This is a genomic window from Pseudomonas sp. SC11, from assembly GCF_047039205.1.
Classification (GTDB): Bacteria; Pseudomonadota; Gammaproteobacteria; order Pseudomonadales; family Pseudomonadaceae; genus Aquipseudomonas; species Aquipseudomonas boreofloridensis.
Window position 1 is genome coordinate 1,918,065 of the sequence record NZ_CP178183.1, and the last position, 25,274, is coordinate 1,943,338.

At 65.4% G+C, this 25,274-nt stretch carries 25 protein-coding genes; 21 read left to right on the plus strand and 4 right to left on the minus strand.

Going from position 1 to position 25,274, the window contains the following annotated elements; translation table 11 throughout:
- The first annotated feature begins 43 nt into the window (after positions 1–43).
- The 12 genes from fleN (at position 44) to ACK2SD_RS09005 (ending at position 10,613) form a co-directional block, all read left to right on the plus strand.
- Entirely contained in the window at positions 44–886 is an 843-nt protein-coding gene (gene fleN / locus ACK2SD_RS08950; protein ID WP_205419329.1) for a MinD/ParA family protein, read from the plus strand.
- Positions 883–1,623 carry an RNA polymerase sigma factor FliA gene (fliA, locus tag ACK2SD_RS08955; RefSeq protein ID WP_029614958.1) on the plus strand — a complete coding sequence of 247 codons (741 nt, stop codon included), beginning with the start codon at positions 883–885 and terminating at the stop codon, positions 1,621–1,623. The genes fleN and fliA overlap by 4 nt, the downstream gene beginning before the upstream one ends.
- Positions 1,624–1,727: 104 nt before the next feature.
- Positions 1,728–2,102 carry a chemotaxis response regulator CheY gene (locus tag ACK2SD_RS08960; RefSeq protein ID WP_162889548.1) on the plus strand — a complete coding sequence of 125 codons (375 nt, stop codon included), beginning with the start codon at positions 1,728–1,730 and terminating at the stop codon, positions 2,100–2,102.
- A gap of 18 nt (positions 2,103–2,120) precedes the next feature.
- A complete protein-coding gene (locus ACK2SD_RS08965; protein WP_029614960.1) occupies positions 2,121–2,909 on the plus strand; it encodes a protein phosphatase CheZ in 789 nt (262 codons plus the stop codon).
- A gap of 12 nt (positions 2,910–2,921) precedes the next feature.
- On the plus strand, positions 2,922–5,150 hold the full coding sequence (locus tag ACK2SD_RS08970; RefSeq protein ID WP_317872344.1) for a chemotaxis protein CheA: 2,229 nt from the start codon (positions 2,922–2,924) through the stop codon (positions 5,148–5,150).
- Between the two features lie 45 nt (positions 5,151–5,195).
- Positions 5,196–6,323: a protein-glutamate methylesterase/protein-glutamine glutaminase gene (locus tag ACK2SD_RS08975; protein ID WP_412461914.1), complete on the plus strand. Its 1,128-nt coding sequence runs from the start codon at positions 5,196–5,198 to the stop codon at positions 6,321–6,323.
- Complete coding sequence (locus ACK2SD_RS08980; protein WP_039578908.1) at positions 6,323–7,063, plus strand: flagellar motor protein; 741 nt, start codon at positions 6,323–6,325, stop codon at positions 7,061–7,063. Before ACK2SD_RS08975 ends, ACK2SD_RS08980 begins: the two co-directional genes overlap by 1 nt.
- A gap of 3 nt (positions 7,064–7,066) precedes the next feature.
- Positions 7,067–7,954 carry a flagellar motor protein MotD gene (gene motD, locus ACK2SD_RS08985; RefSeq protein ID WP_295482283.1) on the plus strand — a complete coding sequence of 296 codons (888 nt, stop codon included), beginning with the start codon at positions 7,067–7,069 and terminating at the stop codon, positions 7,952–7,954.
- A 48-nt stretch (positions 7,955–8,002) separates the two neighbouring features.
- Positions 8,003–8,791 carry a ParA family protein gene (locus ACK2SD_RS08990; protein ID WP_412461915.1) on the plus strand — a complete coding sequence of 263 codons (789 nt, stop codon included), beginning with the start codon at positions 8,003–8,005 and terminating at the stop codon, positions 8,789–8,791.
- Positions 8,791–9,672 carry a CheW domain-containing protein gene (locus ACK2SD_RS08995; protein ID WP_317872346.1) on the plus strand — a complete coding sequence of 294 codons (882 nt, stop codon included), beginning with the start codon at positions 8,791–8,793 and terminating at the stop codon, positions 9,670–9,672. Before ACK2SD_RS08990 ends, ACK2SD_RS08995 begins: the two co-directional genes overlap by 1 nt.
- A 67-nt stretch (positions 9,673–9,739) precedes the next feature.
- Positions 9,740–10,219 carry a chemotaxis protein CheW gene (locus ACK2SD_RS09000; protein ID WP_029614967.1) on the plus strand — a complete coding sequence of 160 codons (480 nt, stop codon included), beginning with the start codon at positions 9,740–9,742 and terminating at the stop codon, positions 10,217–10,219.
- A gap of 1 nt (position 10,220) precedes the next feature.
- On the plus strand, positions 10,221–10,613 hold the full coding sequence (locus ACK2SD_RS09005; protein WP_039578900.1) for a DUF2802 domain-containing protein: 393 nt from the start codon (positions 10,221–10,223) through the stop codon (positions 10,611–10,613).
- 63 nt (positions 10,614–10,676) lie between these two features.
- On the opposite strand, the gene ACK2SD_RS09010 is transcribed toward ACK2SD_RS09005, so the two are convergent.
- The 4 genes from ACK2SD_RS09010 to ACK2SD_RS09025 all read right to left on the minus strand — a co-directional run bounded on the left by ACK2SD_RS09010 (position 10,677) and on the right by ACK2SD_RS09025 (position 18,145).
- Positions 10,677–13,415 (minus strand): dermonecrotic toxin domain-containing protein, encoded by a 2,739-nt coding sequence (locus ACK2SD_RS09010; RefSeq protein WP_412461916.1) that lies wholly within the window; start codon positions 13,413–13,415, stop codon positions 10,677–10,679.
- Positions 13,416–13,465: 50 nt separating this feature from the next.
- Positions 13,466–16,186, minus strand: coding sequence for a dermonecrotic toxin domain-containing protein (locus tag ACK2SD_RS09015; RefSeq protein ID WP_412461917.1), 2,721 nt, complete (start codon positions 16,184–16,186; stop codon positions 13,466–13,468).
- A gap of 61 nt (positions 16,187–16,247) precedes the next feature.
- Positions 16,248–16,592, minus strand: a complete 345-nt coding sequence (locus ACK2SD_RS09020) for an EscU/YscU/HrcU family type III secretion system export apparatus switch protein (RefSeq protein ID WP_412461918.1) — start codon at positions 16,590–16,592, stop codon at positions 16,248–16,250.
- The gene (locus ACK2SD_RS09025) at positions 16,589–18,145 is read right to left on the minus strand and encodes a flagellar hook-length control protein FliK (protein WP_412461919.1); all 1,557 of its coding nucleotides are present in this window, start codon (positions 18,143–18,145) and stop codon (positions 16,589–16,591) included. The genes ACK2SD_RS09020 and ACK2SD_RS09025 overlap by 4 nt, the downstream gene beginning before the upstream one ends.
- Positions 18,146–18,364: 219 nt before the next feature.
- On the opposite strand from ACK2SD_RS09025, the gene ccmA reads away from it, so the two are divergent.
- Genes ccmA through ccmI form a run of 9 tightly spaced genes read left to right on the plus strand, consistent with a single transcriptional unit; the run spans position 18,365 to position 25,272 of the window.
- Positions 18,365–18,997 (plus strand): cytochrome c biogenesis heme-transporting ATPase CcmA, encoded by a 633-nt coding sequence (gene ccmA / locus ACK2SD_RS09030; RefSeq protein ID WP_412461920.1) that lies wholly within the window; start codon positions 18,365–18,367, stop codon positions 18,995–18,997.
- The gene (ccmB, locus tag ACK2SD_RS09035; RefSeq protein WP_412461921.1) at positions 18,994–19,662 is read left to right on the plus strand and encodes a heme exporter protein CcmB; all 669 of its coding nucleotides are present in this window, start codon (positions 18,994–18,996) and stop codon (positions 19,660–19,662) included. Before ccmA ends, ccmB begins: the two co-directional genes overlap by 4 nt.
- A gap of 46 nt (positions 19,663–19,708) precedes the next feature.
- Positions 19,709–20,476 (plus strand): heme ABC transporter permease, encoded by a 768-nt coding sequence (locus ACK2SD_RS09040; protein WP_039578886.1) that lies wholly within the window; start codon positions 19,709–19,711, stop codon positions 20,474–20,476.
- On the plus strand, positions 20,473–20,649 hold the full coding sequence (gene ccmD / locus ACK2SD_RS09045) for a heme exporter protein CcmD (protein ID WP_412461922.1): 177 nt from the start codon (positions 20,473–20,475) through the stop codon (positions 20,647–20,649). The genes ACK2SD_RS09040 and ccmD overlap by 4 nt, the downstream gene beginning before the upstream one ends.
- Positions 20,646–21,101 (plus strand): cytochrome c maturation protein CcmE, encoded by a 456-nt coding sequence (gene ccmE, locus ACK2SD_RS09050; RefSeq protein ID WP_412461923.1) that lies wholly within the window; start codon positions 20,646–20,648, stop codon positions 21,099–21,101. Before ccmD ends, ccmE begins: the two co-directional genes overlap by 4 nt.
- An 11-nt stretch (positions 21,102–21,112) precedes the next feature.
- The gene (locus tag ACK2SD_RS09055; RefSeq protein ID WP_412462290.1) at positions 21,113–23,086 is read left to right on the plus strand and encodes a heme lyase CcmF/NrfE family subunit; all 1,974 of its coding nucleotides are present in this window, start codon (positions 21,113–21,115) and stop codon (positions 23,084–23,086) included.
- The gene (locus ACK2SD_RS09060; protein WP_029614974.1) at positions 23,083–23,619 is read left to right on the plus strand and encodes a DsbE family thiol:disulfide interchange protein; all 537 of its coding nucleotides are present in this window, start codon (positions 23,083–23,085) and stop codon (positions 23,617–23,619) included. Before ACK2SD_RS09055 ends, ACK2SD_RS09060 begins: the two co-directional genes overlap by 4 nt.
- Positions 23,616–24,092: a cytochrome c-type biogenesis protein gene (locus tag ACK2SD_RS09065; RefSeq protein WP_039578880.1), complete on the plus strand. Its 477-nt coding sequence runs from the start codon at positions 23,616–23,618 to the stop codon at positions 24,090–24,092. The genes ACK2SD_RS09060 and ACK2SD_RS09065 overlap by 4 nt, the downstream gene beginning before the upstream one ends.
- A complete protein-coding gene (gene ccmI, locus ACK2SD_RS09070; RefSeq protein ID WP_412461924.1) occupies positions 24,085–25,272 on the plus strand; it encodes a c-type cytochrome biogenesis protein CcmI in 1,188 nt (395 codons plus the stop codon). Before ACK2SD_RS09065 ends, ccmI begins: the two co-directional genes overlap by 8 nt.
- The last annotated feature ends 2 nt before the right edge of the window (positions 25,273–25,274 follow it).

Consider the following 25,274-nt stretch of genomic DNA (forward strand, 5'->3'; position numbering starts at 1 on the left):
CAGCGACCCTTCAAGTGGGCAAGTCCCACGCGAGACAAGGTAAATAACAGACATGGGTAGCATGCATCCCGTACAGGTGATCGCCGTCACCGGTGGCAAAGGTGGCGTCGGCAAGACCAACGTTTCAGTGAACCTGTCCCTGGCACTGGCCGAGCTCGGCCGCCGGGTCATGTTGCTGGACGCCGACCTGGGTCTGGCCAACGTCGATGTGCTGCTGGGGCTCACGCCCAAACGCACCCTGGCCGACGTCATCGAGGGGCGCTGCGAGCTGCGCGATGTGCTCCTGCAGGGGCCGGGCGGTGTGCGCATCGTGCCAGCGGCCTCCGGCACCCAGAGCATGGTGCACCTGGCGCCGGCACAGCATGCCGGGCTGATTCAGGCGTTCAGCGAAATCGGCGACAACCTCGATGTGCTGGTGATCGACACCGCTGCGGGCATCGGTGACTCGGTGGTCAGCTTCGTGCGCGCCGCCCAGGAAGTGCTGCTGGTGGTGTGCGACGAACCCACCTCGATCACCGACGCCTACGCCTTGATCAAGCTGCTCAACCGCGATTACGGCATGAACCGCTTCCGCGTCCTGGCCAACATGGCGCAGAGCCCGCAGGAAGGGCGCAACCTGTTCGCCAAGTTGACCAAGGTCACCGACCGTTTCCTCGACGTTGCCTTGCAGTACGTCGGCGCCGTGCCCTATGACGAATGCGTGCGCAAGGCGGTCCAGAAGCAGCGCGCGGTCTACGAGGCGTTTCCGCGCTCCAAGTGCGCCCTGGCGTTCAAGGCCATCGCGCAGAAGGTCGACAGCTGGCCGTTGCCGGCCAACCCGCGCGGCCACCTGGAGTTCTTCGTCGAGCGCCTGGTGCAACCTACCAGCGCGGGACCAGTGCTATGAACGCGAGCGGTTTCAAGATGTACAGCAAAGCCTCCAAGGACGCCCAATACGAGCTGGTCGAGCGCTATGCGCCGCTGGTCAAGCGTATCGCCTACCATCTGCTGGCGCGCCTGCCGGCCAACGTGCAGGTCGAAGACCTGATCCAGGCCGGCATGATCGGTTTGCTGGAGGTGGCTAACAAATACGACGCCAGCAAGGGCGCGAGCTTCGAGACCTACGCCGGTATTCGCATCCGCGGTGCGATGCTCGATGAGGTGCGCAAGGGCGACTGGGCGCCGCGTTCGGTGCACCGCAACACGCGTATGGTCAGCGACGCGATTCGCTGCGTCGAAGCAAGAACCGGTCGTGACGCTAAAGATCACGAGGTTGCTGCCGAACTCCAATTGGGTCTCGACGATTATTACGGGATCCTGAACGATACCTTGGGCAGCCGTCTGTTCAGTTTCGACGACCTGTTGCAGGACGGCGAACACGAGGGGCTGCACGAGGATGGGGTCAGTGGTCAGGTCGAGCCGTCGCGCGATCTGGAAGACGAGCGCTTCCAGGCCGCGCTGACCGATGCGATCGCCAACCTGCCGGAGCGCGAGCGTCTGGTCCTGGCCCTGTACTACGACGAGGAACTGAACCTCAAGGAGATCGGGGAAGTGCTGGGGGTCAGTGAATCGCGCGTGAGCCAGTTGCACAGCCAGTGCGCGGCGCGTCTGCGCAGCCGCCTGGGAGAATGGCGGGCACGCTGAGCCCCGATTCGCTGCAGTCGTTGTACGTGGTGCCGAATTGATTGAGCGCGCGCTTGTGAGACGAGCGCGTTTAAGACTGCTTGGAGGTCTAATTGAACAAAGACATGAAAATCCTCATCGTTGACGACTTCTCGACGATGCGGCGGATCATCAAGAACCTGTTGCGTGATCTGGGCTTCACCAACACCGAAGAGGCCGACGACGGCGTCACGGCGTTGCCGATGCTCGAAAGTGGCCACTACGACTTCCTGGTGACCGACTGGAACATGCCCGGCATGTCCGGCATCGATCTGCTGCGCAAGGTGCGCGCCCACGACCGGCTCAAGGGGATTCCCGTGCTGATGGTGACGGCCGAGGCCAAGCGCGAGCAGATCATCGAAGCGGCTCAGGCCGGGGTCAACGGCTATGTAGTCAAGCCATTCACCGCGCAGGTGCTCAAAGAAAAGATCGAGAAGATCTTCGAACGCGTCAACGGCTGAAGCATGTCTGGGGGCGCTATGGAATCAAAAAAAGATTCTTTGGGGGAGTTCGAGTCGACCCTGAAGAAGCATGCCGAACAACTGGTGCAGAGCCTTGAGCGCGGCCAGTTCGGCGAGGCGGTGCAGCTGATCCATCAGCTCAACCAGACCCGAGACCGTGGCTTGTATCAAGAGGTCGGCAAGCTGACCCGTGAGCTGCACAGCGCCATCGTCAGCTTCCAGATCGACCCGCGCATGCCGCAGGCCGAGGAAGTGTCGCAGATCACCGACGCCACCGAACGGCTGTCCTACGTGGTCCGCCTGACCGAGAACGCGGCCAACCGCACCATGGACCTGGTCGAGGAGAGCACGCCCGTGCTCAACGACCTGTCGGCCGAGGCGCAGACGTTGTCGGCCGATTGGCAGCGCTTCATGCGTCGCGAAGTGCCGGCCACCGAGTTTCGCGAGTTGGTCAAGCGCGTCGACGGTTTCCTGACGCACAGCGCCGAAGGCAACCGCAAGGTGGCCGGTCACCTCAACGACATTCTGCTCGCCCAGGACTACCAAGACCTGACCGGGCAGGTGATCAAGCGGGTCACCGCGTTGGTCGCCGAGGTCGAAAGCAATCTGCTCAAACTCGTGTTGATGGCCAGTCAAGTCGACCGCTTTGCCGGTATCGAACATGACCACGATCAATTGCGTGCTGAAAAAGATGAAGAAAAACATCCAGCCCGGGGTGAAGGTCCGCAGATTCATGCCGATAAGCGTGAAGACGTCGTGTCCGGTCAGGACGATGTCGACGATCTGCTATCCAGCCTGGGTTTTTAGGGAGCACGTTTAATGAGCTTCGGCGCCGATGAAGAAATCCTTCAGGATTTCCTGGTAGAAGCCGGCGAAATCCTCGAGCAACTGTCCGAGCAACTGGTCGAGCTGGAAAGCCGGCCCGATGATGCGGACCTGCTCAACGCCATATTTCGCGGTTTTCACACTGTAAAAGGGGGCGCCGGCTTCCTCCAGCTCAACGAGCTGGTGGAGTGCTGCCACATTGCCGAGAACGTCTTCGACATCCTGCGCAAGGGTGAGCGTCGGGTCGACGCCGAGTTGATGGATGTGGTGCTCGAAGCACTGGACACGGTCAACAGCATGTTCGGCCAGGTCCGCGAGCGCAGCGAGATCACCCCCGCCACGCCGGAACTGCTGGCAGCGCTGGCACGCCTGGCCGAACCTGCCGGTGAGGACGTCGCCGCGCCCGCCGTGGTCGAAGCGCCGGCGGCGGTCGAGCCGCCAGCGGCCAGCGAAGACATCACCGATACCGAGTTCGAGCAGTTGCTTGACTCCCTGGATGCGGTCAAGGCCCAGGCCGAAGCGGCCGAGCAGGCGCCGGTCGAGGCTGCCTCCGGCAATGCCGACGAAATCACCGACGCCGAATTCGAGTCGCTGCTCGATCAGTTGCATGGCAAGGGCCAGTTCTCGCCGGACGTGGCCGAGAGCGAAACGCCTGCGGCAGTATCGCCGGCCAGCGACGAAATCACCGACAGCGAATTCGAGGCCCTGCTCGACCAATTGCACGGCAAGGGTACCTTCGCCGCCGATGGGCTGCCCAAGGCTGAAGCCGCCGCCGGCGCTCCCGCCGCCGAGCCTGCCGGCGAGCACATCACCGACCACGAATTCGAAGCGCTGCTGGACCAGTTGCACGGCAAAGGCAAGTTCAGCGGTGATGCCGTAGCTGCCGAGGCACCTGCTGCTGCTACTGCTGTGGCACCAACGCCTGCGGCCAAGGCTGAAAGCAAACCGGTGGCCAAGCCTGCACCCGCCGCTGCCGCCAAGCCCGCCGCAGCGGCCGGCGCCGCCCCGGCACGCGCTGCGGCGCCGGCCGCCGACAAGCATGGCGCCAGCGAAGCGGAAACCACGGTGCGCGTCGACACGGCACGCCTGGACGAGATCATGAACATGGTCGGCGAACTGGTGCTGGTGCGTAACCGCCTGGTGCGCCTGGGCCTGAACAGCGGCGACGAGGCCATGTCCAAGGCTGTGTCGAACCTCGACGTGGTCACCGCCGACCTGCAGACCGCGGTCATGAAGACGCGCATGCAGCCGATCAAGAAAGTCTTCGGCCGCTTCCCGCGCCTGGTTCGCGACCTCGCCCGCCAGCTCAAGAAAGAGATCAACCTGGAGCTGGTCGGCGAAGAGACCGACCTGGACAAGAACCTGGTCGAGGCCCTCGCCGACCCGTTGGTGCACTTGGTGCGCAACGCCGTCGACCACGGCGTCGAGACCCCCGAGGAGCGCGAGGCGTCCGGCAAGGCGCGCACCGGTCGGGTGGTGCTGTCGGCCGAGCAGGAGGGTGACCATATCCTCTTGTCGATCTCCGACGACGGCAAGGGCATGGACCCCAACGTGCTGCGCGCCAAGGCCGTGGAAAAGGGCCTGATGGACAAGGACGCGGCCGACCGCCTGAGCGAGTCGGACTGCTACAACCTGATCTTCGCCCCAGGCTTCTCGACCAAGACCGAGATCTCCGACGTGTCTGGCCGCGGGGTCGGCATGGACGTGGTCAAGACCAAGATTTCCCAGCTCAACGGCTCGATCAACATCTTCTCGGCCAAGGGCCAGGGCTCGAAGATCGTGATCAAGGTGCCGCTGACCCTGGCGATCATGCCGACGCTGATGGTGATGCTGGCCAACCAGGCCTTCGCCTTCCCGCTGGTCAACGTCAACGAGATCTTCCACCTGGACCTGTCGCGCACCAACGTGGTCGATGGCCAGGAAGTGGTGATCGTGCGCGACAAGGCGCTGCCGTTGTTCTACCTCAAGCGTTGGCTGGTCCAGGACCAGCAACATGAGGAGCAACTCGAAGGGCACGTGGTGATCCTGTCGGTCGGCACCCAGCGCATCGGCTTCGTGGTCGACCAGTTGGTGGGCCAGGAGGAGGTGGTGATCAAGCCATTGGGCAAGATGCTCCAGGGCACTCCGGGCATGTCCGGCGCCACCATCACCGGCGACGGTCGTATCGCGCTGATCCTCGACGTTCCGAGCATGCTCAAGCGTTACGCCGCCCGGCGTATTTGATTTCGGCGGCGCGACCTGGCGGTTGCGCCGTCTAATGGAGTGTTTATGGCAGTCAAGGTCCTGGTGGTGGATGATTCCGGTTTCTTCCGCCGCCGTGTCTCTGAAATCCTCTCGGCGGACCCGACCATCCAGGTCGTGGGTACCGCGACCAACGGCAAGGAAGCGATCGACCAGGCGCTGGCACTCAAGCCCGATGTGATCACCATGGACTACGAGATGCCGATGATGGATGGCATCACGGCCGTGCGTCATATCATGCAGCGCTGTCCGACCCCGGTCCTGATGTTCTCTTCGCTGACCCACGAAGGCGCGCGCGTGACCCTCGATGCGCTGGACGCTGGCGCCGTGGACTACCTGCCAAAGAACTTCGAGGACATCTCGCGCAACCCCGACAAGGTCAAGCAGATGCTGTGCGAGAAGGTGCATACCATTTCGCGCAGCAACCGCCGTTTCAGCAGCTTCTCCAGCCCGACGCCCAGCCCGGTGACCAGCGCGCCGAGCAGCAGCGCAGCGCCGAGCAGCGTCGCCAGCAGCCCTGCGCCCGTTCGCAGTGCCGCCCCGACACGCCCGAGTGCGCCGGCAGCCAGCCACTCGCCGGCGCCCAAGCGCAAACCCTACAAGCTGGTCGCCATCGGCACCTCCACCGGCGGCCCGGTGGCCCTGCAACGGGTGCTGACGCAACTGCCGGCCAGCTTCCCGGCACCGATCGTGCTGATCCAGCACATGCCTGCTGCCTTCACCAAGGCCTTCGCCGAGCGTCTCGACAAGCTGTGCAAGATCAGCGTCAAGGAAGCCGAGGATGGTGACGTGCTGCGTCCGGGCCTGGCGCTGCTGGCGCCCGGTGGCAAGCAGATGATGGTCGATGGCCGTGGCACGGTGAAGATCCTGCCTGGCGACGAGCGCCTGAACTACAAGCCGTGTGTGGACATCACCTTCGGTTCGGCAGCCAAGACTTACGGCGACAAGGTGCTCTCGGTGGTGCTCACCGGTATGGGCGCCGATGGCCGCGAAGGGGCGCGCCTGCTCAAGCAGGGCGGCAGCACCGTATGGGCCCAGGACGAGGCCAGTTGCGTGATCTATGGCATGCCCATGGCCATCGTCAAGGCCAACCTGGCCGATGCGGTGTACAGCCTGGACGACATCGGGCGCCACCTGGTCGAGGCCTGCGTCTGATGGACGTGCTCAGCCTCATCGGCCTGATCCTGGCGTTCGTCGCCATCGTCGGCGGCAATTTCCTTGAAGGTGGCCATGTCGGTGCCTTGCTCAACGGACCTGCCGGGCTGATCGTGCTGGGCGGTACTCTGGCCGCAGCGCTGCTGCAGTCGCCGCTGTCGGCGTTCAAGCGTGCGCTGCAGATTCTGCGCTGGATCCTGTTTCCACCGCGCGTGGACCTGGCCGGTGGCATCGACCGGGTGGTCAACTGGAGCCTGACCGCGCGCAAGGAAGGCCTGCTGGGCCTGGAAGGCGTGGCCGATGCCGAACCTGACCCCTATGCCCGCAAAGGCTTGCAGTTGCTGGTCGATGGCGCCGAGCCGGAATCGATCCGCAGCATTCTGGAGGTGGATTTTCTGACCCAGGAAAGCCGCGATATCCAGGCCGCCAAGGTCTTCGAAAGCATGGGCGGCTATGCGCCGACCATCGGCATCATCGGTGCGGTCATGGGCCTGATCCACGTGATGGGCAACCTGGCCGATCCGTCGCAACTGGGCAATGGCATCGCCGTGGCCTTCGTCGCCACCATCTACGGCGTGGCCAGCGCCAACCTGGTGCTGCTGCCGGTGGCCAACAAGCTCAAGGCCATCGTCCTGCGCCAGTCGCGCTACCGCGAGATGCTGCTGGAGGGGCTGCTGTCGATCGCCGAAGGCGAGAACCCGCGTTCCATCGAGCTCAAGCTGCAAGGCTTCATGGAGTAGACCATGCGCCGTCGCCGTCATACCGAGGAGCACGAGAACCATGAGCGTTGGCTGGTCTCGTACGCCGACTTCATCACCTTGCTGTTCGCCTTCTTCGTGGTGATGTACTCGATTTCCTCGATCAACGAAGGCAAGTACAAGGTGATTTCCCAGGCACTGGTCGGGGTCTTCAACGACCCCGAGCGCAGCCTGCGGCCGATTCCCATCGGCGACGAGCGTCCACTGACGGTCAAGCCTGCCGAGCCGTTGATCAAGGACAGCGACCAGGTCGATGCCGGCCTCGGCCAGAGCAGCGCCGATGCGTTGAAAACCATCAGTGACGAGGTCGGCGCTGCCTTCGGCGACCTGATCGGTTCCAACCAGATGACCGTGCGCGGCAACGAGCTGTGGATCGAGATCGAGCTCAACTCGGCGTTGCTGTTCGGCAGCGGCGATGCCATGCCCAGCGATACCGCCTTCGAGATCATCGACAAGGTGGCCAAGATCCTCAAACCGTTCGCCAACCCGGTGCATGTCGAAGGCTTCACCGACAACCTGCCGATCCGTACCGCGCAGTACCCGACCAACTGGGAACTGTCCTCGGCGCGCGCGGCGAGCATCGTACGCCTGCTGGCGATGGACGGGGTGGACCCGGCGCGCATGGCCTCGGTGGGCTATGGCGAATACCAGCCGGTGGCCAGCAATGACAGCGCCGATGGCCGGGCGCGCAATCGCCGGGTGGTGCTGGTGATCTCGCGCAACCTGGAAGTGCGCCGCAGCCTGACCGGTTCGGGTACGGCCAATGCCACGCCGGACGCGGCATTGCGCCGTGCTGGCACACAAAGTGCACCAGCTTCGCCAGCCACGACGGCCGGGCGCGATCCCGTCAAATCTCCGTCACCGAATTTATAGACCGTTCCCGCAGGGACCCGCGCCCATGTCGGGAGGAAGCAACGCACGATGAGAGTCTGGGCAGTAGCCAATCAAAAAGGTGGTGTCGGCAAGACCACCACTACCATCGCTCTGGCCGGTCTGCTGGCCGAGGCGGGCAAGCGCGTGGTCGTCGTCGACCTCGACCCGCACGGTTCGATGACCAGCTATTTCGGGCACAATCCCGACGCACTCGAGCACAGCTGCTATGACCTGTTCCTGCACAAGGGCGGCGTGCCCGAGGGCCTGCCGGGGCAGTTGCTGCTGCCCACCAGCCACGAGCGGATCTCGCTGCTGCCCTCGAGCACGGCGCTGGCCGTGCTCGAGCGTCAGTCGCCCGGGCAGAACGGCCTGGGCCTGGTGATCGCCAAGAGTCTGGCGCAGCTGTGGCAGGATTTCGACTTTGCCCTGATCGACAGCCCGCCGCTGCTCGGCGTACTGATGGTCAACGCGCTGGCGGCCAGCCAGCAGTTGGTGATTCCGGTGCAAACCGAGTTTCTTGCGGTCAAGGGCCTGGAGCGCATGGTCGGCACCCTGGCCATGATCAACCGTTCGCGCAAGCAAGCGCTGCCTTATCAGATCGTGCCGACGCTGTTCGACCGCCGCACGCAAGCCTCGCTCGGCACCTTGAAGCTGCTGCGCGACACCTATGGCGAGCAGGTCTGGCAGGGCTATATTCCGGTCGACACGCGCATGCGCGATGCTAGTCGCAATGGCGTCACGCCCTCGCAGTTCGACGGCAAGAGCCGTGGCGTCACCGCATACCGGGCGCTGCTCAAGCACCTGCTCTCTTACCGCAACGCCCTGCAGGTGGCCTGATGAATCACGCTCCACAGATCACCAGCAAGCCGCAACTGGCGTTGCAATCCTACCTCGATGGCCTGCTGCAGGACGCCACCGAGTTCGAAGAAGTGCCCGAAGCGAGTGCGCCAGCGCTGGAACAAGCCCCCAGCGACGAATTCGCTGCTGCCGTGCGTGAAGAGCAGGCCCGCGATGCGCGCCGTCCCGTCGAGACCCGGCCCTACGCCGAGCCCGCGCCGCGCGTTCTGCCTACGGTGCTGCCGCCTGAAACCGACGTCAGCGTGGACGACGCGTCGCCGGTTCAGGCCAGTGAATTGGCGGCGGACACCACGCGCCAAGCGCAGCTCGTCGAGCCCGTCGCGCCGCTGGTCGATGTGCACTTGCCGGCGCCTGGCGCGCCGGTGCCCCCGGCCACCGTCGACGGTCGTCCGGCCTGGGCGGCGGAGCCGTTCGAGTGCCTGCTGTTCGACGTCGCCGGGCTGACCCTGGCGGTGCCGCTGGTGTGCCTGGGCTCGATCTACAGCCTGGAAGGGCAGGAGCTGACGCCGCTGTTCGGCCAGCCCGACTGGTTCCTCGGCATCCTCACGTGCCAGGCCGGTAACCTCAAGGTGTTGGACACCGCGCGTTGGGTGATGCCCGACCGCTACCGCGACGACTTCCGCCAAGGCCTGCACTACGTGATTTCGGTGCAGGGCTACGAGTGGGGCCTGGCCGTGCATCAGGTCAGCCGCTCGCTGCGCCTGGACCCTCAGGAAATCAAATGGCGCAGCCAGCGCGGTCAGCGCCCCTGGCTGGCGGGCACGGTCATCGAACACATGTGCGCCTTGCTCGACGTTGCCGAGCTGGCCGAGCTGATCGCCAGTGGCGCGGTCAAGCAGATGAACATCACACACAACTGAATCGGCGCCGCAGCTGCTGCGACCATAACGAGCACACCGCCACCGGCGGACTGAGAGGGCTAGGGTAATGAAGAAGTCGTCTGCACAAGGTTCCGAAGATCCGATCCTGCAATGGGTCACCTTCCGTCTGGACAACGAGTCCTACGGCATCAACGTGATGCAGGTGCAGGAAGTCCTGCGCTACACCGAGATCGCCCCGGTTCCGGGCGCGCCAAGCTACGTGCTGGGCATCATCAACCTGCGCGGTAACGTGGTCACCGTGATCGACACCCGTCAGCGCTTCGGCCTGATGCCGTCGGACATCACCGACAACACCCGCATCGTCATCATCGAGGCGGACAAGCAGGTGGTCGGCATCCTGGTCGACAGCGTGGCCGAAGTGGTCTACCTGCGTCAGTCGGAGATCGAGACCGCGCCGAACGTCGGCAACGAAGAGTCGGCCAAGTTCATCCAGGGCGTGTGCAACAAGAACGGCGAACTGCTGATTTTGGTCGAGCTGGACAAGATGATGAGCGAGGAAGAGTGGTCGGAGCTGGAGAACATCTGAGGTGATCTTCGAGGCTGCCGTCATCTTGCTCGCGTTGTTGTGGGCGCTGAGCCTGTGGTTCTTTCTCAACTACAGCAAGCGCCAGCGCGAGCTGGCCGCCCAGCAGGCCCAAGGCGATGCGCTGCGTGACCAGCGCATCAAGGACCTGGCCAAGCGGCTGGACGACTACCAGAACGTGACCGTGCGCATGGGCGAAGCGATTCATGAATTGCGCGCGGTGGTGGCGCCGTTGCCGGAGAAGCTGCTGCAACTGGAGCAGCGCGATCCCAACAGCGTCACCTTCTCCCAGGCCGCCAAGCTGGTGGGCATGGGCGCCAGCGTCGAGGAACTGACGCAGAGCTGTGGCCTGACCCAGGCCGAGGCCGAGCTGATGAGCCGCCTGCACCGCGGCTGAGTGGCCCACAGGCGCCCTGACGCGCGCGTGGGCCGCTTGGCATTGGGCTGAAACACGCCGGGATCAGCCTTTGGCCCAGGAGTGCAGGCTGCCGACCTTGGCCAGGCGGTTGAGTGGCAGGAGACGGCGCACCAGTTCGGTGTAGCGGTCCAGATCGACGAACAGGCCTAGATTGACGATCTTCATGCAGCCCAGGTTCGCCACTTGGCGCAGTTGGGTGAGGGCGGCAAGCCGGCGGTCGATCACGTCCGTGACCACGCGCGGTCCGGTCAGCGCACTGAGGCGTCGGGCGTAGCGATAGAAGGCGGCTGGATCCTCGGCGAATGTCGGCCGCCAAGTATGGAAGTCCGGCGTTTGCGACAGCCTGGTATGGATTTCTTCGGAAATGGCCTCCAGCGTAGGATTGCCCGCGTGGCTGCCGATGAAGCTGGTGTTGAACAGGCAGTTCATGCCCAGGGTTTCGTTGCTGATCGGCGGCTGCAACAGCAGCCCATCGGGGCTTGTCGCCAGCTCCACCGCGTCCAGCGCCTCTCCCGGCGTACCGACGCCGACCCCATTCTCGAACTGTCGATAGCCTCCTGCGCCAAGCAGCGTGTCGTCCACATCCATGTACAGTCCGCCGTCGTGGTACAGCATGCGGTAACGCAGGATGTCCGAGGCTGCGGCGAATGCACCGCCGTCAATGGCAGCCTGATAGTGCGTGTGGTACTTGCTGTTGCGCAGGGCGACGAAGAATGCCTGGTCCTCCAGTGGCAGCACGTGCAGGCTGGGGGCCTCACGGACCAACTGCGCGAGGTTCTGCTCGAACGCCGAAGGGGTCGCCCGCGACAGCAGCAGGCGCAGGGTGTAACTGCTGTCCTGCACCAGTTGCGCATTGTGCGCGAGGTTGGCGATCAAGGCCTCGGAGAGCACCTTGTCGCCGACCCACAGGCACGTCAGCGTTCGTGCAATGGGCTGCAGGGCTTGCGTCGCCGGCTCGGGCAACACGACAGGCAGTTGCAGATCGACACCCAATGCGCGAAGGCTGGCGCTGCGCATGGCGTCGTCGACCGGACGCTGGCGCACGTCGACCCGGGCCAGGTCACGCCGGCCGGGGCGGGCAGTGAAGTAGCGCGGATTCACCTCATTGATATCCTCTTCGCACATGAACGCATCCTGTTCCAGGTCGTACACCACCTCGGCGTTGTAGCCATGCAGGGAGGCCTCCAGGCGATCCGGCGTGCCGTCGTACAGGCAGTTGCGCACCACCGCTGCCGACACCGCAGGATCGGCACCGGCCACTGGCGCAATGGGGTCTGACACGTGGAAGTAAGGGGCCATGTCCAGATCGGGCAGGTGCGGCGGTGACACTGGGCTCAGCGGGTATCCCCAGCGTTCGTTGACCCGGGAGGGGAAGACGAAGTTGTCGCTTCTCACACGCAACAGGGTCGAGATCCTGGCCGCGCTCTCCAGTGCCAGTGGCGCCGCGTTGAACAGGCCGAACACCATCGCCTCCAGGCCTTCGCTGGCTTGAGACTGCGTGCGCGCTTGCAGGGCCTGGTCCAGGCCCAGGCCGAACTGGGCGATACCGCCGACGGCAAACAGCGGCCAGAGCTCGGGCACGGCCAGCGCCAGGGGAGCCAGGTAGGTCATGGCCGAGGACAGGTAGCCACGCCAGCGGGCTTTGCTGACTTCGCTGTCGGCGTGGATGAGGAAGTCGGCGTCTTGATAGCTGCGCTGGCGGTATCGCGTAGCCAGGGCGTGGAACAGATCGCCGCTCAACGTCGGGCTGTAGCTGGACGACTTGTAGTTGACGTAGTCGCGCGGTGCCCAGACCCCAGCGGCGGTGAAGCCAGGCCGCTGGCTGTCCAGATGGTAGAGATGGGGGTAGACCCCCAGGCCGCCCAAGGCCGTCTCCAGCCCGCTGAAGCTCAGGCCGTCCGGGGTATCGGCCGGGTTGAAACGCGCTTGCAGTGCCTCGCGCGTGGGCGCACTCCGGCATTGCTGGCCGAACCAATCCTGCAACTCGCCCTGATTGGCGAAGCTCAGCAGCGGCGAGGCATTGCCTGGCACGTACAGCACGATCAGGTCGCTTCCTTGGGCCTGCACACACACCAGGTCGGTGCTGGCGTAACCGTAGACATTGAGCATGCGTACATCGATCGGGAGCGGCGAATGCATCACCCCGGCAGCCCTGAAGGCCAATCGCCGTCCTTCATCGCTCAGGCTGCCTTCGCTGATCTGCTTGTTGCATGCCGCGATGAAGTTCAGTTTCAGCGAGTCGCGGTAGCTGTCGAAATGCTCGGACCAGTATGCGTCGAGCTCAGCCTTGTAGGCCCGGTTGAAATCCAGGTCCCAGACGAACGACTGAAATGCCGACACCGACAGCGGCAGCATGCTGTGCTGGTCATAGACCTGGGGCTCGCTGCGCCGGAACAGGCCGCTGAGTACGTAGTAGTTCTGCGCTCCGGTCTGGTGCGGCGGCTGCAGGGCGGAGACGATGCGGATGTGCCGCGCGCTGCCTGGCGGCTGCTGCGGCCGTAGCAGGTGCGGTACGGCCTCCAGATCCGGCGGCGCTTGCCAGTTGCTCAGCAGCGCCTGCGCCAGGCTCTGTCGCTGGACGACGACGCCGTTCCAGCCGTCGCTGCCGGCTTGGTAATGCAGGGTGGCGGCAACGATCTGCTCGGCAGGTACGTCGATGCCTTGGCTGGGCAGCCACTGGTCGAGTGCCGCGATGGCCTGACGGTCTGGGCGAGGGAAGGCCGCCAGGTGCTGGCGGGCGAAATCGATACCTTTGGCGTTGAGATAGGGGATGGGGATCATGGCAGATACCTGGGTCGAGGATTGAGGATCGCGGTGTCGTACGGTGCCGATCAGTGGTTCAACCAGGAATGGGCGCGGCCGATGTCGGCCACATCGCCCAGGGGCGCGAAACTGGCCAGGGCGTCCATCAGCGCACGGCTGTTGACCACGCTGAACACGTCGTGGACCGGCGAGGCCAGCAGGGTGCAGGTCTCCCGCAACTGGCGCAGCCACGGCAGATGCTGGTCGATCACATCGTTGAGCACGCCGGGACCGGTCAGCAGGTTCAGTCGGCGGGCATAGTGGTGCAGACCCACCGGATCCTGGTCCGGGTCCGGATGGTGGTCGTAGAAGGTGGGCTCCAAGCGATAGCGTCGCAGGATCTCGTCGGAAATGGCGTCCAGGGTCGGATTGCCCGCATGGCTGCCGATCAGGCTGCTGTTGAACTTGATGTACATGCCTAGCCGGTCGTTGGACACCGGTTGCGCCAGCAGCAGCCCGTCGGCGCTGCAACGCAGGTCCTGCTGCTCCAGGGGCAGGGCGACGCTACCGTCCTTGGGCAGCAACAGGCTGTCGTCGGTGTCCATGTACAAGCCGCCGAAGTGCTTGAGAACGCGATAGCGCAGGATGTCGCAGGCCGAACTGAAATGCGTGGCGCCCAGGCCGTCGCCGCGCAGCGCCGCTTGGTACTGCGGGTAATAGGCAGAGCGCTCGAATTCGAGAAAGAACGGCTGTTCTTCGAGGGTGCGGATTCGCAGCCGCGGCGCCACCGCATTGAGCTGGCTGACGTTGTGGTCGAAGTTCGCCACGTTCTGGCGTGACAGCAGCAACTGATATTCGTAGCGACTACCGTGCAGCGCCCGGGCGTTGTGAGCGATGGCGTCGATGAACGGCTCGCCCAGACGACGATCGCCCAGCCAGACACTGGTGATCAAAGGCTCCAGCGGCGTGCGCGACATGTTTTGGTAGGGGGTGTAGTCCAGCGGTAGATCGACGTGGATACCCAAGGCGCGCAGCGTGGCCATGCGCTGCAGGTCGCTGACGGTTCTGCTGTCGGTCATGGGTACCAGGGCGTTGGCGTGCTCGGCACTGACGATCCAGCGCGGCGGGCTTTCCTGGCGGATCTGCGACAGCCGAATGAAGCTGTCGGTGTTCAGCTCATAGCAGACCCAGTCGTTCTCCAGCCCAGCCTCTGTTTGCAGCCAGGCTGCGAAGCGATGGCGCAGGCTTTCGTCGATACGGGTAACCACGGCAGCGGTTTGCGTGGACGCTTGTACGGCGGGCTCGCGAAACGCCGCCTCGGCCGGTTGCAGGGCCAATGCCTCGGCGCTGTCGCTGCCTTGCAGCAACTGCCTGAAGCTGACGAAGCCGGGGCGGCACCAGCGATACAGCGCGCTCGATCGGGCCGCCGCCGTGCCGACCAGAGGGAGCGCGTTGAACAGGCCGAATACCTGGTCCTGGACGCCAGCGACCTTGTCCTCCAGCGAGCGGCCGTTGAGCACACGGTCCAGGCCCAGGCTGAACTGCGCCAGGCCGCCTGCGGCCAGTAGCGGCGCCAGGGCAGGGATCACCATCGCGACCGGTGCCAGCATCACCAGCGCGATGTTCAGATAGCGGGTCGCGCGAAGCTTTTCGATCTGTTGATTGCTGACGACCTGACTGTCGAGCGTGGCATAGGCGCGCTGTTGCTGGTGGCGCGCCAGGTAGCCGAACAGCTCTTCGGTAATGGGCGGGTTGTAGTGGTCGGCGCGGTAGTCGACCATCAACTCGGGCGTCCATAGCCCACTGGTGGCGAAGCCCGAATGGGAGGACAGGAAACGGTGTGGCTGCGGATAGCGACCCAGGCCCGCCAGTGCGGTTTGCAGGCCGCTGAAATCCAGGCCATCGGGCCAGTCGAGCGGGCTGAAGAGCGTCAGAAGCACCGCGCGGCGGTCGGCCGACTGGCACTGACGGGCGAACCAGTGCTTCATCGCCAAGGGGGTGTCGAAGCTCAGGAACGGACTGCTGTTGCCTGGGATGTACAACAAGGTCAGTGCACTGTCCTCGGTACGCAAGCACAGCAGCGAGGTGGCAACGTAGCCGTAGACGTTGAGCAGCGAGACCTTGAGCGTGAACCTGTCCTGACGTGAGATGCCCGCGGCCTGCCAGATCATCTGCCGCGCCTCTTCGCTGAGGCTGCCTTCGGCGACTTGCCGATTGCAGGCGGCGATGAAGTTGATTTTCAGGGCTCGCTGGTAGTCGTTCAGATGAGCCGACCAGTAGCCATCCAACTGCGCCTTGTACAGGGTGTTCAGGTGCAGTCCCCAGATGAGCGCCTGGAAGTCTTCGGCGCGCACCGGCAGGCGCGTAGCGGGGCCATAGAGCGCCGGTGTCTGGCGTCGATAGAGGCCGTTGAACACCCGATAAGGCGAGAACCCTGGCGAGGTGCCCTCGGTGTTCAGACGTTCGACCAGGTGCAGCACGCCACTGGGTGCGATCCCAGCCCAATCACCGAAGTGAAAGCCCCCATAGCCCTCGGCGCTCTCGCCTTGCCAATTGCTCAGCAGGGCTTGGACTGCACTCATTTTCTGGGTGATCACCGCGTTTTCACGAAAATGCTGGCGGCCTTCGCCGAGCGGTTCGAGCTGGTAGTGCAAGGTGACGACGTCGATTTCCTGCGCAGGCGTGTCGATGCCTCGCGCTTTCAGCCACGGGCGCAGCAGGGTTTCGGCCAGAGCATCCGGTCGCGGGAAATCGACCAGTGCCGCGTGCACCAGGTGCAGGTTTTCGGCGGGGAGAGGGGACATGGCCATGCGGGCCTCCGTGCAGAGCAGTGGAGGACCGAGCTTGGCGCCATGGGGGGCGGGGCAGGCGTTAGATAGTGCTGTCGTCGGGCGCAGGCAAGGCCCGCGACGGGGTGATGTCGCGTGGCTCGGGCGGCGTGTCGTCGAAGCCTGGTGGCAGCTTGCCGCGCAGTTGCCAGGCGAAGGCGATGATCTCGGCGATGGTCAGGTACAGCGCCTCGGGAATCTGCTCGCCCAGCTCCAGACGCGCCAGCAAGCCGACCAGCTCGGCGTTTTCGTAGATCGGGACTTCGTGCTCGCGGGCCAGGGCGAGTATGGCCTCGGCCACGGCGTCCTCGCCTTTGGCACTCAGGGTCGGCGCTTGCTCGCCGTCATAGCTCAGGGCGATGGCCTGGCGTGGTGTGCGCTCAGTCATGCGGTTTCATCCACCCAACGTTGTTCCAGGCGGGTACGCGGGCCCTGGGGCGGCGCGCCGGGATGGCAGGCCAGGTCGCCGACGTCCAGACCGCGGGCCAGCAGACGCTCGCGCAGGCTGCCGAGCTGACTGTCGATCAAGCGGGCGGTCTGTGGACGTTCGGCCCATAACTGGCCGCTGAGACGACCCTGACTCAGTTGCGCCTGCACCTGCAGCGGACCGAGCGGCGGCAGGTCGAAGGCCAGCTCGATACGCCACAGCGATTCGAGCGGGTCACGCTGCGCGCGGTGCGGGTCGGCGTGCTGTTCCGGGGTTTCTTCGCGTTGCAGCTTGGCTTGTACCGGGAGGAACTCCTGGCCGTGGCGCAGGGGAATCTCGCTTTGCCAGGTGGTCTGCTGGTTGCCGGTCTCGGTGGTGCCGGTCTGTTGCAGGCTGGCCAATTGGTGACTCTGTACCCGGGAAATGGCCGCCGCTGCCAGACGCAGCAACTGCTGCAGGTCGCCGGTGTCCTCCAGGTTCTGCAATAGCCGCGACGGCAGCGGGAACATGCCGGGCTGCGGGCGGTTGCCGACCTGGTCGAGCAGACCGCGCGCACCACGGGCCAAGGCCGGCAGCGCCTGGGCCAGGGTGGCGGCGGCCAGGGCTTGATTGCCCGGCACACTGGGCAGGATCTGCGCCACCAGACGCACCAGTTGCGCCTTGAGGTCTGGCGCAACGCCCGGTCCCAGGCCTGCGAGCAGCTTGCCTTCAAGGAAGGCGCCGCTGTTGTTCAGGGCCTGGGCGACGGCTTTGGCGTCGCCCAGTTGAGCGGGGTCGGGCAGGCTGGCCAGCAACCGTGAGGCGCTGGCCGAGAGTGCAGGGTCGGCGCTGGGCGCGCTGGTCAGTTGTTGAAGCGCGCCAAGCAGGGCGGGCAGCGAGGCCTGACGGCCTTGCTGGGTGAGCAGTTGCTGGGCGATGGCCAACTGGTCCTGGCGACCGCTCAGGGGCACGAAGCGCAGTGACTGGTCACCTTGCACCAGGGCGCTGAGCAGACTGCCGACGGGCAACGGGCGCGGGCTGTCAATGGCCAGAGTGGCGCCGGCCTGGCTGCTGTTGAGGAGGCTGACCAGTGCGCGGAAGGCCGGTGCCTGTCCCGCTTCGGCCGGCAGTGGCTGGTTGGTCAGGACCTTGCCTTGTAACAGCGTGCCGATCGGGATCTGGCGGGTGTCGAGCTGGGTCAGGGTGGCGATGTTGCTGGCGCTGGCCTGCTGCACGGCCACGGCCAGGCGGCTGCTGTCGAGTTGCCCGACGGTGACCTGGCTGCCGGGTGGCAGCGGTTGGGTGGCGTTGGCCTGAAGCTGCACGGGCCTGCCATCGGGCAGCATCAGGCGCAGGGTCAGGGTGAAGTCTGCGCCGTTCTGCCGCAGGTTCACCACCTCGGCCTGGGCGGTCTCGCCGTTGGGGATCAGGCCAGGTTGCGATTGTGTCAGGCGCAGCAGTTCGCCGGTCAGGCTGGCCTTGGCTACCTGGGCGGCGAAGGCGCTCTGCGCGCTGAGACTATTGATTTCGGTCATGATTGTATACAACCTGTCGAGCCAGCTCTCTTGACAGCCTGGGCGTCCATGTATAATCCGGGCGCCTCGCCACGGGTAGTTTAACGGCCGCGCGCGGGGCGACTTGAGACACCGGCGTGTTCGGCGTCGTTTGTTGCGCGGCTGAGCCCGCTCCTGCAGAGGGGCTGGGTGAACCTGCAAGCAGCGGGTGCCGGACCCTGAACAGCATAAGGCGAAACCGTGACCTTCCACCTCCAAGCCGCGAACCTTGCCTGCGAGCGCGACTGGCGTCTGCTCTTCGAACACCTGGATTTTGAACTGTGCCCCGGCGACATGTTGCAGGTCAGTGGTCCCAACGGCAGCGGCAAGACCAGCTTGCTGCGCCTGTTGGCCGGGCTGATGCAGCCGACGGCCGGGCAGATCCTGCTCAACGGCCGTGCCCTGGGCGAGCAGCGCCAGGCCCTGGCCAGCGTGTTGCTGTGGATCGGCCATGCTGCGGGCATCAAGGAGCTGCTCAGCGCCGAGGAGAACCTGGCCTGGCTCTGCGCCCTGCATCGACCCGCCAGCCGCGCGTCCATCTGGCAGGCGTTGGCCCAGGTCGGCCTGCGCGGCTTCGAAGATGTGCCGTGCCACACGCTGTCGGCCGGCCAGCAGCGACGCGTGGCCCTGGCCCGCTTGTACCTGGACGGGCCTGGGCTGTGGATTCTCGATGAACCTTTCACCGCCCTCGACAAGCAGGGTGTGGCCCAGCTCGAGGCGCACCTGGCCAGCCATTGCGAGCAGGGCGGGACGGTGGTGCTGACCACGCACCACAGCTTGCAACACAAGCCGGGCGGCTATCGCGAACTGAATCTGGGGCAGTGGGCAGCATGAAGGTCTTTGCGTTGTTGTTGCGCCGCGAGGCGCGTCTGCTGTTCCGGCGTCCGGCAGAGTTGGCCAACCCGTTGGTGTTCTTCGCCATCGTCGTGGCGCTGTTCCCGCTGGCGGTCGGTCCCGAGAGCCAATTGTTGCAAACCTTGTCGCCGGGACTGGTCTGGGTCGCCGCCTTGCTGGCGGTGCTGCTGTCGCTGGACGGCCTGTTTCGCAGCGATTTCGAGGACGGTTCGCTGGAGCAGTGGGTGCTGTCGCCGCAGCCTTTGCCGCTGCTGGTGCTGGCCAAGGTGCTGGCGCATTGGACCTTTTCCGGCCTGGCGCTGGTATTGTTGGCGCCGGTGCTGGCGCTGATGCTCGGATTGCCCAGCGCCTGCCTGCCGGTGCTGCTCGGCTCGCTGCTGCTCGGCACGCCGGTGTTGAGCCTGCTGGGGGCGGTGGGCGCAGCGCTGACCGTGGGTCTCAAGCGCGGTGGATTGCTGTTGGCGCTGCTGATTCTGCCGCTGTACATCCCGGTATTGATCCTGGGCAGTGGTGCGTTGCAGTCGGCGTTGCAGAATATGCCCGCCACCGGGTACCTGCTCTGGTTGGCCAGCCTCACGGCCCTTGCGGTAACACTGACACCCTTTGCGATAGCGGCCGGCCTGAGGATCAGCGTCGGCGAATAACGAGTCCCGGGCAGCGAAGCCCGGCAAAGACCCTGGATGTACCCTGATGAAAATGAGCTGGACATGGTTCCACAAGCTGGGCTCGCCAAAATGGTTCTACAGCCTCAGTGGCCGCCTGCTGCCCTGGCTGAGCGTCGCGGCGGTGCTGCTGTTGCTGGCAGGCATCGCCTGGGGCCTGGCCTTCGCCCCGGCGGACTACCAGCAGGGCAACAGCTTCCGCATCATCTATATCCACGTGCCGGCGGCCATGCTGGCGCAGTCCTGCTACGTGCTGCTGGCAGTGGCAGGCGTGGTGGGGCTGGTGTGGAAGATGAAACTGGCCGACGTCGCCCTGCAGTGCGCGGCGCCCATCGGCGCCTGGATGACCGCCTTGGCCCTGGTCACCGGCGCCATCTGGGGCAAGCCGACCTGGGGCAGTTGGTGGGTGTGGGACGCCCGCCTGACCTCGATGCTGATCCTGCTGTTCCTGTATTTCGGCATCATCGCCCTGGGCCAGGCCATCGGTAACCGCGACAGCGCCGCCAAAGCCTGCGCCGTGCTGGCCATCGTCGGTGTGGTCAACATTCCGATCATCAAGTACTCGGTCGAGTGGTGGAACACCCTGCACCAGGGCGCCACCTTCACCCTCACCGAACGACCGGCCATGCCCGCCGAGATGTGGCTGCCGCTGCTGCTGACAGTGCTGGGCTTCTATTGCTTCTTCGGTGCCGTGCTGCTACTGCGCATGCGTCTTGAAGTGCTGCGCCGCGAAGCGCGCACCCAGTGGGTCCGCGAGCAGGTGCTCGGCAGCCTGGGTCGGGAGGCCGCACGATGAATTTCGCCTCCTTCGCCGATTTCCTCGCCATGGGCCATCATGGGCTCTACGTCTGGTCGGCCTATGGCCTCTGCCTGGTCGTGCTGGCCATCAACGTCGCCGTGCCGGTGCTGGCGCGCCGCCGCTATCTGCAAGAAGAGGCGCGTCGTCTGCGCCGGGAGAACCACCAGTGAATCCGCAGCGCAAGAAACGCCTGTTGCTCATCCTCGCCCTGCTGGCCGGCGTGGCCGTCGCCCTGGGTCTGGCCCTCAGTGCGTTGCAGCAGAACATCAACCTGTTCTACACCCCGACCCAGATCGCCAATGGCGAGGCGCCGCTGGACACACGCATTCGCGCTGGCGGCATGGTCGAGCAGGGCTCGGTGAAGCGCTCGGCCGATTCGCTGGACGTGCGCTTCGTGGTCACCGACTTCAACAAGTCGGTCCCCATCAGCTACCGGGGCATTCTCCCGGACCTGTTCCGCGAAGGGCAGGGCATCGTCGCCCTGGGCAAGCTCAACGCCGACGGCGTGGTGGTGGCCGACGAAGTGCTGGCCAAGCACGATGAGAAGTACATGCCGCCGGAAGTCACCAAAGCCCTCAAGGACAGCGGCAAGACTGCCGCCAGCGGCGAGGCCCGGCCATGAACGCGGCGCTGGTGATTCCGGAACTGGGGCAGTTGGCGATGATCCTGGCCATCTGCCTGGCGGCGGTGCAGGCCAGCGTGCCGCTGCTCGGCGCCTGGCGTGGCGACCGGCTGTGGATGAGCCTGGCGCGTCCGGCCGCCTGGGGTCAGTTCGCCTTCCTGGTGTTCGCCTTCGCCTGCCTGACCCATGCCTTCATGACCGACAACTTCTCGGTCGCCTATGTGGCCCACAACTCCAACACGGCGCTGCCGTGGTACTACAAGTTCAGCGCCATGTGGGGCGCCCACGAAGGCTCGTTGCTGTTGTGGGCGCTGATCCTCGGCGCCTGGACCTTCGCGGTGTCGGTGTTCTCGCGCCAGTTGCCGCAGGTGATGCTGGCCCGGGTGCTGGCGGTGATGGGCATGATCAGTGTGGGCTTTCTGTCGTTCCTGATCATCACCTCCAATCCCTTCGCCCGCCTGCTGCCGCAGGTGCCGACCAACGGCCGCGACCTCAACCCGCTGCTGCAGGACTTTGGCCTGATCGTCCATCCGCCGATGCTGTACATGGGTTATGTCGGCTTCTCGGTGGCCTTCGCCTTCGCCATCGCCGCCTTGCTCGGCGGCCGCCTGGACGCGGCCTGGGCGCGCTGGTCGCGGCCCTGGACCCTGGTGGCCTGGGCCTTCCTCGGCATCGGCATCGCCCTGGGTTCATGGTGGGCCTACTACGAACTGGGCTGGGGCGGCTGGTGGTTCTGGGATCCGGTGGAGAACGCTTCGTTCATGCCCTGGCTGGTGGGCACGGCGCTGATCCACTCGCTGGCGGTGACGGAAAAACGCGGCGTGTTCAAGAGCTGGACGGTGCTGCTGGCCATCGCCGCGTTTTCGCTGAGCCTGCTGGGCACCTTCCTGGTCCGCTCCGGGGTGCTGACCTCGGTGCACGCCTTCGCCGCCGACCCGGCGCGCGGCGTGTTCATCCTGATCTTCCTGCTGTTCGTGGTCGGCGGTTCACTGACGCTGTTCGCCTTGCGCGCGCCGGTGGTCAAGAGCCAGGTGGGCTTCGGTCTGTGGTCGCGCGAGACGCTGCTGCTGGCCAACAACCTGGTGCTGGTGGTGGCCGCCTCGATGATTCTGCTCGGCACTTTGTATCCGCTGGTCCTCGATGCTCTGACCGGCGCCAAGCTGTCGGTCGGCCCGCCGTACTTCGATGCGCTGTTCGTGCCGCTCATGGCGCTGTTGCTGGGGCTGCTGACGGTGGGTGTGCTGGTGCGCTGGAAAGACACGCCCGGACGTTGGCTGGCCAGCCTGCTGACGCCGGTGCTGATCGGCAGCGCCATCCTGGCGCCAGTGGCCGGGCTGATCGTCGACGACTTCGACTGGCCGGCGCTGAGCGTCTTCGCCCTGGCTGCGTGGGTGGTGCTCGGGGGCGTGCGCGACATCCTCGACAAGACCCGCCACAAGGGCCTGGCCAACGGCGTGCGGGCGCTGCCGCGCAGCTATTGGGCCATGCACCTGGCGCACCTGGGGCTGGTGGTGTGCGCCCTGGGCGTGGTGCTGTCGAGCAACAACAGCGCCGAACGCGACCTGCGCATGGCGCCGGGCGAGAGCGTCGAACTGGGCGGCTATCACTTCCTCTTCGAAGGCGCCAAGCACTTCGAGGGGCCGAACTTCATTTCCGACAAGGGCACCCTGCGCGTGTCGCGCCAGGGCCGTGAGGTGAGTGTGCTGCACCCGGAGAAACGCCTGTACACCGTGCAGCAGTCGATGATGACCGAGGCCGGTATCGACGCCGGCTTCACCCGCGACCTCTACGTCGCCCTCGGTGAACCGTTGGAAAACGGCGCCTGGGCGGTGCGGCTGCACATCAAACCCTATGTGCGCTGGATCTGGCTGGGCGGGTTGCTGACCGCGCTGGGCGGGTTGCTGGCGGCGTGCGATCGGCGTTATCGGGTCAAGGTCGTGGCGCGGGTGCGCGACACACTGGGCCTGTCTGGAGCGACGGCATGAAGCGTTGGATCATGGTAGTGCCCTTGGCAGTCTTCCTGCTGCTGGCGGTCTTTCTGTACAAGGGGCTGTTTCTCAAGCCCGACGAGTTGCCTTCGGCGATGATCGGCAAGCCGTTCCCGGCCTTCTCGCTGCAAAGCGTGCAGGACGGGCGGACCTTGACCCAGGCCGACCTGCTTGGCCGTCCGGCCCTGGTCAACGTCTGGGGCACCTGGTGCCCATCATGCAAGGTCGAGCACCCGTATCTGAATCAGTTGGCCGGGCAGGGCGTGGTGATCCACGGCATCAACTACAAGGACGACAACGCGGCAGCGCTCAAATGGTTGGCCGAGTTCCACAACCCTTACCAGCTCGATATCCGTGACGAACAGGGCACGTTGGGCCTGGACCTGGGCGTGTATGGCGCACCGGAAACCTTCTTGATCGATGCCGAAGGCATCATCCGCTACAAGCACGTGGGTGTGGTCGATGCCCAGGTCTGGCGCGAGCAACTGGCGCCGCTGTACCAGGCGCTGGTCGACGAGGCCCAGCCATGAAGCGCTGGTTCGCCGCTGTGGTGTTGGGCCTGAGCCTGGCTGGCATGGCCAGGGCCGCCATCGACACCTACCAGTTCCGCGACGAGGTCGAGCGCGAGCGTTATCAGCAGTTGACCAAGGAACTGCGCTGCCCCAAGTGCCAGAACCAGGACATCGCCGACTCCAACGCGCCCATCGCGGCCGATCTGCGTCGCGAGATCTTCCGCATGCTGGGCGAGGGCCAGAGCAATCGGCAGATCATCGACTTCATGGTTGATCGCTATGGCGATTTCGTGCGCTACAAGCCAGCGCTGACGGCGCGCACCTGGCTGCTGTGGTTCGGCCCGGGCCTGTTGCTGACTGGCGGCCTGGTGGTGATCGCGGTGATCGTGCGCCGCCGGCGCAGTCCGGCAACGGCGGCAGGCACCGAGCTCTCCGTGGACGAACGACACCGTCTTGCCCAATTGCTGAATAAAGAACACACCCATGACTGAATTCTGGCTGAGTGCGGGCCTGCTGCTGCTCGCGGCCCTGGCGTTCCTGCTGATCCCAATCCTGCGTGGCCGGCGCCAGCAGCAGGCCGAACAAGACCGTACCGCGCTCAATGTCGCCCTGTACCAGGAACGCATCGCCGAGCTGACCACCCAGCAGCAGGCCGGTGTGCTCGACGCCGAGCAACTGGCGCGCGGACGCGATGAGGCGGCCCGCGAACTGCTGGCCGATACCGAGGGCGCCGAAGCGCCGCGCCAGGGCCATCTGGGGCGCACCGTGCCGCTGCTGGCGGCGGTGCTGGTACCGGTGCTGGCCCTGGGGCTGTACCTGCATTTCGGCGCCGCCGACAAAGTCCAGCTGACCCGTGAATTCGCCCAGGCGCCGCAGTCGGTGCAGGAGATGACCACGCGCCTGGAGCGGGCCGTGCAGGCCCAGCCGGATTCGGCCGAAGGCCTGTACTTCCTGGGCCGTGCCTACATGGCCGAGCAGCGTCCCGCTGACGCTGCGCGCGCTTTCGAGCGCGCCGTAGCCTTGGCCGGGCGCCAGCCGGAGTTGCTCGGGCAGTGGGCCCAGGCCCAGTATTTCGCCGCCGACAAGCACTGGAGCGCGCCCCTGCAGCAACTCACCGACGAGGCGCTCAAGGCCGACCCGAACGAGGTCACCAGCCTGGGCTTGCGCGGTATCGCCGCATTCGAGGGCGAGCGTTATCAGGAGGCGATCGATTACTGGCAGCGCCTGCTGGCGCAACTGCCCGAAGGCGACGCCTCGCGTGCGGCGCTGCAAGGCGGTATCGACCGCGCGGCGGACAAACTGAAGGACAGCGGTGTCAAGCCGCAGCCGGCGGCAGGCCTGAGCGTGCGGGTGGCGCTGGCGGCGGCGCTCAAGGACAAGGTGCGGCCGGACGACACGGTGTTCATCTTCGCCCGTGCTCGCACAGGTCCACCCATGCCGTTGGCGGCCAAGCGGGTAACGGTGGCGCAGTTGCCCATCGAAGTGCGTTTGACCGATGCCGACGCGATGATGCCGCAGATGAAACTGTCGGATTTCAAGGAAGTCGAACTGGTTGCGCGCGTGTCGCGTAGCGGCCAGCCGACCCAGGGAGAGTGGATCGGCCTGAGCGCGCCGCTGGCCAACCAAGGTCAGCCCCTGCAGCACGTGACCATCGACCGACCTGACCGATAAGA